The organism is Pseudarthrobacter defluvii, from assembly GCF_030323865.1.
In the GTDB taxonomy this organism is placed as follows: Bacteria; Actinomycetota; Actinomycetes; order Actinomycetales; family Micrococcaceae; genus Arthrobacter; species Arthrobacter sedimenti.
This window is the reverse complement of record NZ_CP066362.1, coordinates 2,549,693-2,564,513: the sequence shown is the minus strand read 5'-3', so window position 1 is coordinate 2,564,513 and position 14,821 is coordinate 2,549,693. Positions and strand designations below refer to the sequence as shown.

At 65.1% G+C, this 14,821-nt stretch carries 15 protein-coding genes; 14 read left to right on the top strand and 1 reads right to left on the bottom strand.

The window, feature by feature from the left end:
• Nucleotides 1–2 precede the first annotated feature (2 nt).
• From thrB to JCQ34_RS11830, 6 genes are all read left to right on the top strand, one after another.
• Nucleotides 3–977: a homoserine kinase gene (gene thrB / locus JCQ34_RS11855; RefSeq protein WP_286397783.1), complete on the top strand. Its 975-nt coding sequence runs from the start codon at nucleotides 3–5 to the stop codon at nucleotides 975–977.
• Nucleotides 978–1,272: 295 nt separating this feature from the next.
• On the top strand, nucleotides 1,273–3,393 hold the full coding sequence (gene rho, locus JCQ34_RS11850; RefSeq protein WP_286397781.1) for a transcription termination factor Rho: 2,121 nt from the start codon (nucleotides 1,273–1,275) through the stop codon (nucleotides 3,391–3,393).
• A 233-nt stretch (nucleotides 3,394–3,626) separates the two neighbouring features.
• Nucleotides 3,627–4,700: a peptide chain release factor 1 gene (gene prfA, locus JCQ34_RS11845; protein WP_286397780.1), complete on the top strand. Its 1,074-nt coding sequence runs from the start codon at nucleotides 3,627–3,629 to the stop codon at nucleotides 4,698–4,700.
• Between the two features lie 15 nt (nucleotides 4,701–4,715).
• Nucleotides 4,716–5,615 carry a peptide chain release factor N(5)-glutamine methyltransferase gene (gene prmC / locus JCQ34_RS11840; RefSeq protein ID WP_286397778.1) on the top strand — a complete coding sequence of 300 codons (900 nt, stop codon included), beginning with the start codon at nucleotides 4,716–4,718 and terminating at the stop codon, nucleotides 5,613–5,615.
• Entirely contained in the window at nucleotides 5,612–6,424 is an 813-nt protein-coding gene (locus JCQ34_RS11835; RefSeq protein ID WP_286397776.1) for an L-threonylcarbamoyladenylate synthase, read from the top strand. The genes prmC and JCQ34_RS11835 overlap by 4 nt, the downstream gene beginning before the upstream one ends.
• A complete protein-coding gene (locus JCQ34_RS11830) occupies nucleotides 6,424–7,188 on the top strand; it encodes a WecB/TagA/CpsF family glycosyltransferase (RefSeq protein WP_286397774.1) in 765 nt (254 codons plus the stop codon). The genes JCQ34_RS11835 and JCQ34_RS11830 overlap by 1 nt, the downstream gene beginning before the upstream one ends.
• Here JCQ34_RS11830 and JCQ34_RS11825 read toward each other — a convergent pair.
• Complete coding sequence (locus JCQ34_RS11825) at nucleotides 7,185–8,081, bottom strand: glycosyltransferase (RefSeq protein WP_286397773.1); 897 nt, start codon at nucleotides 8,079–8,081, stop codon at nucleotides 7,185–7,187. The two genes, JCQ34_RS11830 and JCQ34_RS11825, sit on opposite strands and share 4 nt — an antisense overlap.
• Before the next feature lie 288 nt (nucleotides 8,082–8,369).
• On the opposite strand from JCQ34_RS11825, the gene JCQ34_RS11820 reads away from it, so the two are divergent.
• The 8 genes from JCQ34_RS11820 to atpA all read left to right on the top strand — a co-directional run bounded on the left by JCQ34_RS11820 (nucleotide 8,370) and on the right by atpA (nucleotide 14,768).
• The gene (locus JCQ34_RS11820) at nucleotides 8,370–9,482 is read left to right on the top strand and encodes an MraY family glycosyltransferase (RefSeq protein WP_286397772.1); all 1,113 of its coding nucleotides are present in this window, start codon (nucleotides 8,370–8,372) and stop codon (nucleotides 9,480–9,482) included.
• A gap of 111 nt (nucleotides 9,483–9,593) precedes the next feature.
• On the top strand, nucleotides 9,594–10,076 hold the full coding sequence (locus tag JCQ34_RS11815) for a hypothetical protein (RefSeq protein WP_286397771.1): 483 nt from the start codon (nucleotides 9,594–9,596) through the stop codon (nucleotides 10,074–10,076).
• Nucleotides 10,069–10,407, top strand: coding sequence for an AtpZ/AtpI family protein (locus tag JCQ34_RS11810; RefSeq protein WP_286397769.1), 339 nt, complete (start codon nucleotides 10,069–10,071; stop codon nucleotides 10,405–10,407). Before JCQ34_RS11815 ends, JCQ34_RS11810 begins: the two co-directional genes overlap by 8 nt.
• 81 nt (nucleotides 10,408–10,488) lie before the next feature.
• Nucleotides 10,489–11,289 carry a F0F1 ATP synthase subunit A gene (atpB, locus tag JCQ34_RS11805; RefSeq protein WP_142133429.1) on the top strand — a complete coding sequence of 267 codons (801 nt, stop codon included), beginning with the start codon at nucleotides 10,489–10,491 and terminating at the stop codon, nucleotides 11,287–11,289.
• Nucleotides 11,290–11,400: 111 nt separating this feature from the next.
• Nucleotides 11,401–11,619, top strand: coding sequence for an ATP synthase F0 subunit C (atpE, locus tag JCQ34_RS11800; protein ID WP_003804776.1), 219 nt, complete (start codon nucleotides 11,401–11,403; stop codon nucleotides 11,617–11,619).
• 54 nt (nucleotides 11,620–11,673) lie between these two features.
• Nucleotides 11,674–12,225, top strand: coding sequence for a F0F1 ATP synthase subunit B (locus JCQ34_RS11795; protein WP_142133430.1), 552 nt, complete (start codon nucleotides 11,674–11,676; stop codon nucleotides 12,223–12,225).
• A complete protein-coding gene (locus JCQ34_RS11790) occupies nucleotides 12,225–13,052 on the top strand; it encodes a F0F1 ATP synthase subunit delta (RefSeq protein WP_142133431.1) in 828 nt (275 codons plus the stop codon). The genes JCQ34_RS11795 and JCQ34_RS11790 overlap by 1 nt, the downstream gene beginning before the upstream one ends.
• A gap of 78 nt (nucleotides 13,053–13,130) precedes the next feature.
• The gene (atpA, locus tag JCQ34_RS11785; RefSeq protein WP_286397768.1) at nucleotides 13,131–14,768 is read left to right on the top strand and encodes a F0F1 ATP synthase subunit alpha; all 1,638 of its coding nucleotides are present in this window, start codon (nucleotides 13,131–13,133) and stop codon (nucleotides 14,766–14,768) included.
• The last annotated feature ends 53 nt before the right edge of the window (nucleotides 14,769–14,821 follow it).

Genomic DNA, 14,821 nt, shown 5'->3' with positions numbered 1-14,821 from the left:
CCTTGGACACCACCTCGCAGGCCGCCATCGGACTGCAACTGATTGAACCGGGCCAGCGCGTCACCGTCCGCGTTCCCGCTACCACGGCCAACCTTGGGCCCGGCTACGACAGCCTCGGGCTGGCACTTGCACTGCACGACACACTGACGGTGGAGAGCCTGGACACGGACGAACTCGTGTTCGAGCTCAGCGGCGAGGGTGCCGATACCCTGCCGCGGGACGCCAGTCACCTGGTAATACGCGCCATGGATGCCGCTTTCGAACGCCTGGGCTACCGCCACGGCGGACTGAAGGTGACCGCCCGGAACGTCAACCCGCACGGGCGTGGGCTGGGTTCCTCTGCTTCCGCCGTGGTGGCCGCAGTTTCGGCCGCCAACGCCATGGTGCCCGCCGAAAGCCAACGCGGAAAGGAGTGGATCCTCCAGCTCACCAGCGAACTCGAGGGCCACCCGGACAACGTGGCACCGGCGATTTTCGGCGGACTGGCGCTGTCATGGCAGGACAGTGAGCAGTACAGCAGCACCAGCGCCACCGTCGCCGGGTCCGTTATCCCCATCGTGGCGGTCCCGGATTTCGAACTCTCCACTGAAGCTGCCCGCGCCCTGCTGCCCGCATCGGTGGGACACCACGCCGCGGCGATGAATTCCGGCCGGGCAGCGCTGCTGATCCATGCGCTCACGCAAAAGCCTGAATTCCTGCTGCCGGGCACGGAAGACTACCTGCACCAGAGCTACCGTGCAGAAGCCATGCGGCCCAGCGCAGCCCTGATCGGCGCGTTGCGCCGGGCGGGCTACGCGGCGGTGGTTTCCGGGGCCGGGCCCACCGTCCTGGTCCTGGCCAACGGTGAGCTCCAGGCTGCTGATGCACTGGCCTTCATCCAGGCCTTTACGGCAGAGAACACGCCGGACATCGGCTGGCGCGTGCTGAAGCTCGCAGTGGACGTCGAAGGTGCTAAGGTGGACTTGCACCGGCGGTAATTCCGCCTATCTGATCTGCTCCTGCATTCAGTTGCTGTTTGATCTACCACTGTGAATGTATTCCGGTGCCGCCTGCTTGGTCTGTCGCAGGAATCTGCAGCATCCAACTGCCCCTGAACCGTCAGCCCGGCGTTGTGCCATGGGCGCAGCGCAAGGTGAATCAGTATCCGGCCCTGCTGGCCGAAATCCAACCGGCAAGGCCGAACAATCCCGGCTGCAGATCTGAACTGCAGCCCAGATCAAATCATCGCGTCCAGCTCCCAGTCTGGACGCCGTCGAGGGGGAAGGATCCTTCGTGACCGAAACCACTGAGCTGTCACCAGCTGTGGAACACACAACTTCTGCTGCCGAATCAACGGCCGCACCCGCCAAGAGCAGCGGCCTCGCCGGCCTGAAGCTCGCCCAGCTGCAGGCCCTTGCCAGCCAGCTCGGTATCTCCGGCGGTTCCCGCATGCGCAAGGGGGACCTGGTTTCGGCCATCTCCGCCCATCGCGCAGGGACCCTCACCGCCAAGGCCCCCGCAAAGTCAGCGGAAAAGGCTCCGGAAAGCACCGTGGCTCCGGCTGCAACCGCACCTGCTTCCGCTCCGGAGGCCCCTGCCGCAGAGGCTCCTGCAGCAGAAGGCACCCGTGCCCGTGGACGCGGCCGCAGCCGCCGCGCCGTCAGCGATGGGGTGGTTGCCCCCGCAGCCGAAGCTCCCGTCGTGGAGACCGCCGCACCCGCCCCCGCAACTGTCGAGGCGCCGTCGGCCGCTCCTGCGGAAGCACCCGAGGCAACGGAAGGTGCTGCCGAGCGCCGCCAGCCGCGCACCCGCAACCGCCGCCGCAGCGAAGCCGCTGCCGCCTCCGTCCAGGAAGCCCCGGTGGAAACCCCGGCAGAGCAGCCGGCCGCGGAACAGCGTTCCGGCGAGCAGCGCACCGAAGCCCCCGCAACTGAAGCGGGCGACGCCGGCCAGCGCACCGAACGCCGCGAAGGCGGTCGCACCCGCGGCCGCGACCGCGATTCCGACGGCGGCCGCGACAACCAAGGCAGCCGTGAGGCAGGCCAGCGCGAAGGCGGCCGTGACAACCGCGACAACGACGATTCAGACGGCGGAAGCCGCCGCAACCGCCGCAACCGCCGCGACCGGAACGACCGCTCCGGCGGCCAGGACCGGGACAACTCGCGCAACGACCGCTTCCGCGACCGCAACGACCGCCGCCGCGGCCGCAACCAGGGCCCTGACGTGGATGACGTCGAGGTCACCGAAGACGACGTCCTGCTGCCGGTTGCCGGCATCCTGGACGTCCTGGAGAACTACGCATTCATCCGCACCTCCGGCTACCTGCCCGGCCCCAACGACGTCTACGTCTCCCTGGCCCAGGTCAAGAAGTACAACCTGCGCAAGGGCGACGCCGTAGTCGGCGCCATCCGTGCACCCCGTGAAGGTGAGGACCGCAGCCAGCAGTCCAACCGCCAGAAGTTCAACGCCCTGGTCCGCGTCACCTCCGTCAACGGCAAGACGCCGGAAGAGCTGAAGGACCGCGTCGAGTTCGCCAAGCTCGTTCCGCTTTACCCGTCCGAGCGCCTGCGCCTGGAGACCGATCCCAAGAAGATCGGTCCCCGCGTCATCGACCTCGTGGCACCCATCGGCAAGGGCCAGCGTGGCCTGATCGTCTCCCCGCCCAAGGCCGGCAAGACGCTCATCCTGCAGTCCATTGCCAACGCAATCACCACCAACAACCCTGAGGTCCACCTCATGATGGTGCTGGTTGACGAACGCCCCGAAGAAGTCACGGACATGCAGCGCACCGTCAAGGGCGAGGTCATTGCCTCCACCTTCGACCGTCCCGCCGACGACCACACCACCGTGGCCGAACTTTCCATCGAACGCGCCAAGCGCCTCGTGGAAATGGGCATGGACGTGGTGGTCCTTCTCGACTCCATGACCCGCCTGGGCCGTGCCTACAACCTGGCAGCACCGGCGTCCGGCCGCATCCTGTCCGGCGGCGTCGACTCCGCAGCCCTCTACCCGCCCAAGCGCTTCTTCGGCGCCGCCCGCAACATCGAAAACGGCGGCTCGCTCACCATCCTGGCCACCGCCCTCGTTGAGACCGGTTCCAAGATGGACGAGGTCATCTTCGAAGAGTTCAAGGGCACCGGCAACATGGAGCTCCGCCTGTCCCGCCAGCTGGCCGACAAGCGCATCTTCCCCGCGGTGGACGTCAACGCCTCCGGCACCCGCCGCGAAGAGAACCTGCTCTCCCCCGAAGAAGTCAAGATCATGTGGAAGCTGCGCCGCGTCCTCTCCGGACTCGAAACCCAGCAGAGCCTTGAACTGCTCACCAACAAGATCCGGGAAACCCAGAGCAACGTCGAGTTCCTCATGCAGGTGCAGAAGACGACGCTTGGTGCGAAGTCGGATAACGACAAGTAGCTGAGTTACAGGGGCGGGGTGTCGGTGCCTTGCGTGGTTCGCCGCGCGGGTTTTCCGCCCCCGCCCCTTCGCGTGGCGGCTCAGTCCTGACGGACGTGAGCCGCCACGCTCCGGCAGGCCCGATGCCACTCCCGGGGCGGAAAACCCGCGCGGCTTGGTAGTCCCGCCACCGTCCCGCTTCGTGCCCTAGCCGTCGCGTTACTAGACTTGTACAAGTCGAAAGAGGTTTATAGATGTTTGAGTCCGTACAGGGCCTGCTTGATGAGCATGACTCCATCCAGGCGCAGCTCGGGGATCCTGCTGTTTATGCTGACCAGCGGCTTGCCCGGAAGCTCGGGCGGCGGTCGGCTCAGCTTAATGGCATTGTGGAGGCCTATCACAAGTGGGAGGGCCTTCGGGATGATCTTGCCGCTGCCAAGGAGATGGCTGCCGAGGATCCCGAGTTTGCTGCCGAGGTGCCCGAGCTGGAGGCCTCACTTGAGACGGCCGCGGCCAAGCTTCGCCGCCTGCTCATTCCCCGCGATCCTGACGATGCCCGCAATGTGATCCTTGAGGTCAAGGGCGGTGAAGGCGGCGACGAGGCCGCCCTGTTCGCCGGCGACCTGCTGCGCATGTACACCCGGTACGCGGAGTCCCGCGGCTGGAAGACTGAAATCATCTCCGCCACCGAATCGGACCTTGGCGGGTACAAGGACGTCCAGGTGGCGGTCAAGGGCAACTCCAACGACCCCGCCGAAGGTGTTTACGCCCGCCTCAAGTTCGAGGGCGGCGTGCACCGCGTCCAGCGCGTGCCCGTCACCGAATCCCAGGGCCGCATCCACACGTCCGCCGCTGGCGTACTTGTCCTGCCCGAAGTGGACGAGCCCGAAGAACTCGAGATCAACCAGAATGACCTCAAGATCGACGTGTACCGGTCCTCGGGTCCGGGCGGGCAGTCCGTGAACACCACTGACTCCGCCGTCCGCATCACGCACCTTCCCACCGGCATCGTGGTGGCCATGCAGAACGAGAAGTCGCAGCTGCAGAACCGCGAAGCCGGCATGCGCGTGCTGCGGGCACGCATCCTGGCGCACCAGCAGGAGCAGATCGACGCCGAAAACTCGGCCCAGCGCAAGTCGCAGATCCGCACCATGGACCGCTCGGAGCGCATCCGTACCTACAACTACCCCGAAAACCGGATCGCAGACCACCGCACCGGCTACAAGGCGTACAACCTGGACCAGGTCATGAACGGCGATCTGGAACCGGTCATCCAGTCCGCCATCGAGATGGACGAGCAGGCCCGCCTGGACGCCATCGGCGACTGACCGGAATCCATGCCCATGACCGAGCCCTCCTCCGCGGCGCCGTCCCGGACCCTGGCGGCAGCGGTCCGTGAGGCTGCGGCCCTCCTGGCGGAAGCCGGAGTGCCCAGTCCCCGGGCCGACGCCGAACTGCTGGCAGACCACCTGCTCAACATTGGGCTGGGGCCCCTTCGCTCGTTGATGCTGGGTGACACTCCCGTGCCGGAGGGTTATGCCGAACTCGTGGCCGAACGTGCCAGCCGCATCCCGCTGCAGCACATCACCGGGGTGGCGCATTTCCGCTACCTGGAGCTGGCCGTGGGACCTGGCGTGTTCATTCCTCGGCCGGAGACCGAAACAGTGGTGCAGCTGGCCATTGACCATGTCAAGGGAATGCCGCACCCACGGATCGTGGACCTGGGGACCGGATCCGGTGCCATCGCGGGCTCCATGGCCCATGAAGTACCCGGCGCAGAGGTCCACGCCGTCGAGTACAGCCCCTTCGCGCACGCCTGGGCGGCGAAGAACCTGGCGCCGCTGGGTGTCAACCTCATCCTGGGGGACCTGCGCGACGCTTTCGCGGAACTCAACGGAACTGTCGACGTCGTCATTTCCAACCCGCCGTACATCCCCGCCGAAGCCATCCCCAACGAACCCGAAGTAGCCCTGCACGATCCGCCCGAGGCCTTGTACGGCGGGGGAGCGGACGGCATGGAACTTCCGACGGCGGCCGCCGCCTCAGCTGCCCGGCTGCTGCGTCCCGGGGGCTACTTCGTCATGGAACACGCCGAAGTCCAGGCCGGCTGGACTGCCGCCATGCTTGGCAGGAGCGGGACCTGGACAGCCATCACCACGCACCTGGACCTGAACGGCAAGGAGCGCGCCACCAGTGCCGTGCTCGCAGACCAGTCCACACGGAATGAAAGAATGGGCCAGTGACCACAACTTATGACTGCACCATTGACGACGAGCGGGCCCGGGGCCTGGAACACGCGCAGCGTGCCATCAGCGAAAAGAAGTGCGTCGTGCTCCCCACGGACACGGTTTACGGCATCGGCGCGGACGCATTCTCGCCGCAGGCCGTCACCATGCTGCTGGTATCGAAGGGACGCAGCCGCACCATGCCGCCGCCCGTCCTGATCCCGCGCATCAACGCCCTGGACGGCCTGGCCACCGAGGTTTCGGCGGACGCCCGGAAGCTGGCCGAGGCCTTCTGGCCCGGCGGACTGACCCTCATCCTGCACGCGCAGCCATCGCTGGACTGGGACCTTGGCGAAACCAAGGGAACCGTGGCGCTGCGGATGCCCGCCGACGAAGTTGCCCTGGAACTGCTGACCCTGACCGGTCCGCTTGCGGTTTCCTCCGCCAACCGCACCGGCCAGGCTCCCGCCCAGACGGCCGCAGCAGCCCGTGAACAGCTTGCCGACTCGGTGGAGGTGTACCTGGAAGGCGGCGCACGCCCGCTGGAAGGTGAAGCCGGCGTGCCCTCAACCATCGTTGACGCCACCGGGCCCGTCCTCCGCGTGGTCCGCAACGGCGCCGTGAGCCTTGACCGGCTGCGCGAACACGTCCCGGGAATCCTGGGCCTCGGGGAAATCCCCATGGCTGAAGAGGAACCCGCAGCGGATCAGGCGGGCGCAGGGGAGACGGTGGACGACGCCGGTCACGCACCTGCCGCCTCCGGCTCCTCCGCTGTGCCGGCTGCCGACGCAGAGCCCACCACGCCGGCCGGGAACCAGCAGCCTTGATGGCGCTGGACCGCCAGCAGATCCCGGTCCTGGACGTCCACGCGACGCCCCTGCGCGTTTCCGAGCTGGTCGAGGAGCTCAACCGGTTCATCGAGGACGGCCGGACCCGGACCGTCCTGGGCCACAACCTGCACAGCGTCACGCTCACCCTGTCCGACGACGGCTTCCGTCGGCTGTATGAGGAAAGCGACGTGGTGCTCCTGGACGGCGCCCCGGTGCTGTGGCTCTGGGGGAGGACCGGCAACGCCGAGGGCCCGGTGATGGATTACCGGCTTGGTTCCACCGACTGGCTGCCCGCCCTTCACCAGGTGCGCGGCCTTGAACGTATCGCCGTAATCGGCGCCGGCACCGATGCTAATGCGGGTGCTGTCAGCAGGCTGAAGGACATCGTTCCGAACGCCCATGTTGCCGGCTTCCCGGGGGAGGGCTGGGATCCTGCCCTTGAGGACGCGGCGGTGGCGTGGCTGCACCGCGAACAGCCCCAGCTGGTCCTGCTCGGCCTCGGCATGCCGCTCCAGGAAGAGGTCCTGCAGCGGCGGCTGCGCGACATGCCGCCCTCCGTCTACTGTGCCGTGGGCGGCGCTATCGAACAGCTGGCGGGAGTCCAGAAACTGGCTCCGCGGTGGCTGGGCAGGATGGGGCTGGAGTGGGCCTGGCGCCTGCTCCTGCATCCCCGCCGTGTTGCCTACCGCGTGCTGGGGGAGCCCTGGGTCCTGCTGTGGCTCCTGGTTGCCCGGCGGATCAAAAACCGGGGCCCGGCCTAGAACTTCTGGTCCTCCAGCGGGGCAAAACCCTTGCCTCGGAGGCCGGTACTGAACGAACGCGCCCAACCCAAAAAGCCCCGCAGGTCGCGGCGCTGCAGGAAGTAGCCCAGGTAGCCGCCCACGTCAGCCACGAACGAGCGCACCCGGAAGTACCGACGGATCAAGTAGCCGCGGTTCCGGTAGTAGTAGAAGCGCTTGAAGGCGGAGTCGGGAACGATCACATGCCAGCGGGCGCCGTAGACGTGCTGGGTTTCCGAGAAGGCGTGGGGGTGCGTAATGGCGGTGGTTGTCACCGTGCCGAAACGGATCCCCGCCTTGCGGAGCCGAATGGTGAAATCCACCTCGTCGCCGCGGATGAACAGCCGCATATCCGGCAGTCCCACTTTGAAGAACACGTCCGAGCGGATCAGCGCGCCGTTGAAGAAGTGCCCGTCGTCCGGCAGGAAGCCGAGCTTTTCAACCTCTGCGCGGTCGTGCGTGACTTTGCCGTCAAGGCGGAAGAAAAAGGACAGCCGCTCGGGATGCCCGGGCGCTGTCACCAAGGGGACCACCGCTTCCAGGTCGCGGGCCTCAGCCTCACGAAGCAGCGTGGCGAGGCATTCCGGATCGGTGGGCTCGGCGTCGTCGTCCATCATCCAAACCCAGCGGGCACCGCTGGCGACCGCCTTGAGCGCTGCCAGCGCAAACCCCCCGGCGCCGCCCAGGTTGGCCTCCGAACGGACATAGTCAACGTTGGGGTGCGCCGCCGCAACCTCCGCAGCAGGGGTGGTGCCGCTGTCCACAAGGCAAATGGTGTCCACCTGCCGGCTCTGGGCGTTGATCGAATCCAGCAGGACGGACAGTTCCTTGGGCCGGTCAAACGTCACGGCGGCTACCGCAATGCGGGGGGTCATGGGGGTCCTTTCCGCATGGCCGCCAGGGAGTTCCCCACCTGTTGTGCGCCCGTGTGGCGCGGAGCCATGGTGCCGGTGGCACTAGTATCTTTGACTAGAGTCCACTGTAATACAGCCCTGTAAGGCGCTGCGCGTAAGTCTGGCGCACTGCCTGCTGCGCGCTCGGCGACGGAGAAGTTTCATTTATCGAAGAACAGATTCCCGGCCAGTGAGCCCTTCCACCATGGACCGGCTGCCGGCGCAGCTGAACGGCTTCGACACCAATAATCCCAAGACGGTGCCTGCCGCATGATCATGTACCTGCTTATGGGGCTGACGGCTGCCATCGTGTCCTACGCCGCCACATGGGGCGCCCGGGTGGTGGGCCACAGGCTTGAGCTGCACCTGCCAATCCGCAGCCGGGACATGCACTCCATCCCCGTCTCCAGGCTCGGCGGCGTCGCGATCTTCCTGGGCATCATGGTGGCGCTGGTCGTGGCCAGCCAGTCGTTCTTCGTCAAGGACATCTACCGGAACAATTTCTCCCCCTGGGGTGTCCTGGCCGGCGCGGCCGTGATCGTCCTGGTGGGCGTGGCGGACGACCTGCTGGACATCCGGTGGTGGGTCAAGCTGATCGGGCAAAGCGCAGCCGGTCTGACGGTGGCCCTCTGGGGTGTCCGGATGACCATCGTTCCGTGGGTTCCGGAGCCCATCTACCTGCAAAACGAAACGCTCCGCGTGGTGCTGACAGCGGGGCTGATCGTCACCACCATGAATGCCTTCAACTTCATCGACGGACTGGACGGCCTCGCCGCCGGGGTGGCTATTATCGGCGGCACGGCATTCTTCTTCACCGCCTACTGGGTGCACCGGAACGCGGTACTGCTGGACTACTCGGACCTGGCAACCCTCATCACGGCCGTACTGGTGGGCGGCTGCCTGGGGTTCCTGCCGCACAACTGGTTTCCGTCAAAGATCTTCATGGGCGATTCCGGCGCCATGCTGATCGGACTGCTCATGGCCTCGGCCGGTGTGGTGTCCACGGGGCAGATCTCCTCGGGCCTCTACGACCGCGCCAACGGCATCTCAACGGTGATCCCCATCCTGCTTCCGTTCGCCGTCTTGTTCCTTCCGCTGCTGGACCTGGGACTTGCCGTGGTGCGCAGGACGGCCCGTGGACGTTCCCCGTGGTCGGCGGACCGCGGCCACCTGCACCATAAGCTGCTGGACATCGGCTATTCGCACCGCACCGCCGTCATCCTGATGTACCTGTGGACGGCAGTGCTCTCGTTCGGCGGCCTGGCCTTCGCAATCTTCCCTTGGCAAATCGTGCTCGCGGTGGACATCTTTGCCACGCTCGTCATGGGACTGGTCACGGCGTGGCCCTACCTGTCGCGGGGAAATGCGGAAACGACGGCGTAACGCCGGTTCTGAATTATTTCTATCTCATGTAGAATTTAGGGGCAGCCCAAGCTGCCACTCCACCCCCTGCCTCCTGGCGATGTGCCATGTGGTGCCGACGATTGGGATCGAATGACCTCCAACGCCGAGTCCGGACCTGCATCCGGCAATGGTCCCGTTGGCGCCTCCGGTCCCACGCCCTCACTGTGGCTGAACCTGCTCAAGCGCAGTTCCATTGCCGCGTCGGTGGGGCTTGTGCTGTGTGCCATCCCGGCCGCACTCCTTAACGGGTTCGCCGGCGCCATATCGAGCGTCCTCGGTGGCCTGCTGGTGATGCTGTTCTTTGGTATCAGCCTGCTGGTGGGGCACTTCGTGGGACGCAGCAACCCGTCGGGGGCGATCGGTGTGTTCGTCGCCACCTACTTCATCAAGGTAGTGGGCTTTGCGGTGGTCCTGTTCGCCATTGGCGCTCCGGTATGGCTCCACGGCCGGTGGTTCATCATCGGCGCGGTGGTTGCCGTCGTCCTTTGGCAGGCTGCGGAGATCCATGGCTTCAGCCGGGCCCGCCTCCAGATCTACAACGATCCAGAAGACAGGGGAGCAGCCGATGCGTGACCCGAAGAAGTCCGCGGGCGGCGCTCACGGCAGACGGGGATCCAAAGGCTCCGCTCCCGCTGCTTCCGACCCTTCCAACGATGGCGGCTACAACGCTGGAATGGCTGTATTCAGCTACATCATTGGCGGAATCATCGTCTGGAGTTTGATAGGGTGGGGACTGGATTATCTGTGGGGAACGCGCTGGATTGTGCTCGCAGGCGCTCTGCTCGGAGCCGTCGGAGGTTTCTACCTTTCCCACATGCACGGCCTCACCAGTTCCCGCAAAAATGCTGATGAGCGCCATGCTCCCGGCGCACCGTCCCAGGACGGAGAAGATAATGCCAAATAATTTCACAGGGGGAACAGCAGGCTGTCAGGCTGCCGGACCCCGCCCAACGCCCAATGATGGACACTGCAGAGAGGAAACGCGTTGATCGCGCTTGCGCTCCCGGCCCAAGATTCAGGAGAGTTCACTCCTCCTGGTATTAACGAAATGCATTTGCCGGCAATCCTGCCGTGGGGTGCCGCAGAAGGATTCTCCAAGCAGATGCTGCTGGTCCTCCTCTCTGTCGTCTTTATCGCCGTCTTCTTCGTGCTGGCCGCACGCAAGCAGCAGCTGGTACCCGGCAAGCTCCAGTTCGCCGGCGAGGCCGCTTACGGCTTCGTCCGCAACGGCATTGCCAAGGACATCATCGGCGGCAGGGACTTCATCAAGTACGTCCCGCTGCTTTTCAGCCTGTTCTTCTTCATCCTTGTCAACAACATCTACGGCGCCATCCCGGTGTTCCAGCTCCCCACGTTCTCGCACGTGGGTGGAGCGTACGTGCTGGCCGGCCTGGTCTACATCACCTGGATCGCCATCGGCATCAAGAAGAACGGCCTGCGCTACTTCAAGCTGGCCACCGTCCCGTCGGGCGTTCCGTGGTACATCCTGCCGATCGTCATCCCCATTGAGATCATCTCCAACTTCGTGGTCCGGCCCGTCACGCACAGCCTCCGTCTGTTCGCCACGATGCTCGCAGGCCACCTGATCGTGATGATCGCCGGTTCCGGCATCGAGTACCTGATCATGCAGGAGAACGTCCTGCTGAAGGGCACCTCGGTCCTGGTCCTGGCCGGTGCCATCGCCATGTACATGCTCGAGGCCCTGATCATGGTCCTGCAGGCCTACGTCTTCACGCTGCTGACCGCGATCTACATCGAAGGCGCGCTGCACGCCGACAGCCACTAGGCACCCCGCCGGGGGAGCCATGCTCCGCCGGCACACCACAGTCTTCCCCTCGCGGGGATGAAGCAACCCAAACAACCTGCCGCACAAAGCGGCATCTTGAAAGGAAAAAAAATGGAAGGCTCCATCAACGGCTCCCTCAACCTCATCGGCTATGGCCTCTCGGCTATCGGCGGTGGTATCGGTGTGGGTCTCGTGTTCGCTGCCTACATCAACGGCGTTGCACGCCAGCCGGAAGCCCAGCGCGTCCTGCAGCCGATCGCATTCCTTGGCCTGGCGCTGACCGAAGCACTCGCCATCCTGGGCCTGGTCTTCGCTTTCGTTCTCAAGTAAACCTTCAGAACTTCAGCGAACATTCAGAACCGAGTAGATAAGGACGGGTGAAATATGCATCAGCTGATCATCTCAGCCGCCGCTGAAGGCGACGTCAACCCCCTTGTTCCCAATGCCTGGGAAATGCTGGTTGTCTTCGTGGGCTTTGCCATCCTCTTCTTCATCGTGGTCAAGTACGTTGTCCCGATGTTCGAGAAGACCTTCGCCGAGCGTGCCGAGGCCATTGAAGGCGGCATCGCCAAGGCTGAAAAGGCCCAGGCTGAGGCGTCTGCTGCACTCGAAGAGTACAAGCAGCAGCTGACCGACGCCCGCACCGAAGCCAACCGCATCCGTGAGGAAGCCCGCGCCGAAGGTGCCCAGATCCTCGCGGATCTCAAGGAGAAGGCGGCAGCAGAGTCTGCCCGCATCACCGCACAGGCCCACGCGCAGATCGAATCCGAACGCCAGGCGGCCGTTGTGTCCCTGCGCTCTGAGGTAGGCACCCTGGCCACCACCCTTGCCGGCCGCATCGTGGGCGAGTCCCTCGACGACGACGCACGGGCAGCACGGGTAGTGGACCGCTTCCTGGCAGATCTGGAGTCCCAGAACGCAGGTGCAGCTAAGTAATGGCAGGCGTATCGAGCGAATCGCTGGCAACAGCCCTGGCCGCGTTGGAAGCGAAGCTTCCTACGGCGTCGCTGCAGCTGGCAAAGGAACTCTTCGGAATTCTGGGAATGGTGGACAGCTCGGCTGGCTTGCGCCGTGCCCTGACTGACCCCTCCCGCAGCGGTGACGAAAAGTCGGCGCTGGTCAGGCAGCTGGTTGGCGGAAAAGTCTCCGCTGATGCTGCTGAGATCGCGGGCGGACTGGCCAGCTCACGCTGGGCATCGGCGCGTGACATCGGCGATGCACTCGAGACTCTTGCCGCAACGGTGGTCATTTCCGTTGCTGAAAACAAGTCGGCCGTTTCTGCCTCCGGAATCACTGGCCTGGAAGAACTGGAAAACGATCTGTTTTCCTTCAACCAGGCTGTTGCCTCCAGCCACGAGGTACAACGTGCTCTGTCCGAACCGCAGGCAAGCGCAGCAGCCAAGTCTGCCCTCGCCGAGAAGCTGGTGCCCGGCGTCAGTGAGGAAGCCAAAGTCCTCATCACGCAGGCAGTCAGCCAGCCCCGCGGGATCAAGCCCACCCGGCTTGTGGAACGGTTTGCCGAACTGGCGGCCAAGCGGCAGCAGCGCTGGATTGCAACGGTCAGTGTGACCCGTCCTTTGTCGCAGACGCAGCTGGCACGCCTCCAGGCAGGCCTGAACAATCTGTACGGGCGGGAACTGAAGGTCAACATCAACGTTGACCCGGCGCTCATTGGCGGCATCCGCGTCCAGGTAGGTGACGAGGTGCTCGACGCTTCGGTCCTCACCCGGCTGGGCGAACTGCAACGCCAGCTGGCCGGCTAGCCGGACAAGCACAACACAACTGATAGAAACCCCGGTCACCGTTTGCGGTGATCACAAACAGGAGAGCAGGGACTGCAGATGGCCGAATTGACCATCAACGCCGACGACGTCCGTAATGCGCTGAACGAGTTCGCGGCGTCCTACGAACCCGGGAACGCAGAGCGCGTAGAGGTCGGCCGCGTAACCACCGCTAGTGACGGCATCGCCCGTGTTGAGGGCCTTCCCTCGGTCATGGCGAACGAGCTGCTGCGCTTTGAGGACGGCACCCTGGGCCTGGCCCAGAACCTCGACGTCCGTGAAATCGGCGTCATCATCCTCGGCGACTTCACCGGCATCGAAGAAGGCCAGGAAGTCCACCGGACCGGGCAGGTTCTGTCCGTTCCCGTTGGCGATGCCTTCCTTGGCCGCGTTGTCGACCCGCTGGGCGTGCCCATCGACGACCTCGGCGAGATCAAGGCCGAGACCACCCGCGCACTGGAGCTTCAGGCCCCCGGCGTGACCCAGCGCAAGTCGGTCCACGAGCCGATGCAGACCGGCCTCAAGGCCATCGACGCGATGATCCCGATCGGCCGCGGCCAGCGCCAGCTGATCATTGGCGACCGCCAGACGGGCAAGTCCGCCATTGCGATCGACACCATCATCAACCAGAAGGCCAACTGGGCTTCGGGCGATGTCAACAAGCAGGTCCGCTGCATCTACGTTGCCATCGGCCAGAAGGCGTCCACGATTGCCGCCATCCGCCAGACCCTTGAGGACAACGGCGCGCTGGAGTACACCACCATCGTGGCTTCTCCCGCGTCCGACCCCGCAGGCTTCAAGTACCTGGCACCGTACGCCGGCTCGGCCATCGGTCAGCACTGGATGTACGGCGGCAAGCACGTCCTGATCGTGTTCGATGACCTGTCCAAGCAGGCCGAAGCCTACCGCGCCGTGTCGCTGCTCCTGCGCCGTCCGCCGGGACGCGAAGCCTACCCGGGCGACGTCTTCTACCTGCACTCCCGCCTGCTGGAGCGTTGTGCCAAGCTCTCCGACGAGCTCGGTGCCGGCTCCATGACGGGCCTGCCGCTGATCGAGACCAAGGCGAACGACGTGTCCGCCTACATCCCGACCAACGTCATCTCCATCACCGACGGCCAGATCTTCCTGCAGTCCGACCTCTTCAACGCCAACCAGCGTCCCGCTGTTGACGTGGGTGTGTCGGTTTCCCGCGTTGGCGGTGCCGCCCAGGTGAAGTCCATGAAGAAGGTCTCCGGCACCTTGAAGCTGGACCTTGCACAGTACCGCGACATGCAGGCGTTCGCGATGTTCGCGTCCGACCTGGATGCAGCGTCCCGCCAGCAGCTGACCCGTGGCGCCCGCCTGATGGAACTGCTCAAGCAGGGCCAGTACTCGCCGTTCCCGGTCGAGGACCAGGTCGTCTCCATCTGGGCCGGCACCAACGGCTACCTGGATGACGTTCCCGTCGAGGACATCAGCCGCTTCGAGGCCGAGTTCCTGGAGCACCTGCGCCACAAGTCCTCGATCCTGACCACGCTGGCCCAGACCAACGTGCTGGACGACGACACCGTTGCCGCTCTGAAGTCCTCGATCGTGGACTTCAAGAAGGGCTTCTTCGGCGAGGGTGACAACCACCTGGTAGGCGCCGGCCACGAGGAGCATGACGCTATCTCCGAGGGCGAAGTCGACCAGGAAAAGATCGTCAAGCAGAAGCGCTAATTCCGCACCGCCGGTGTGCCGGGCCCCAGGGTCCGGCACACCGGCTACGGAAT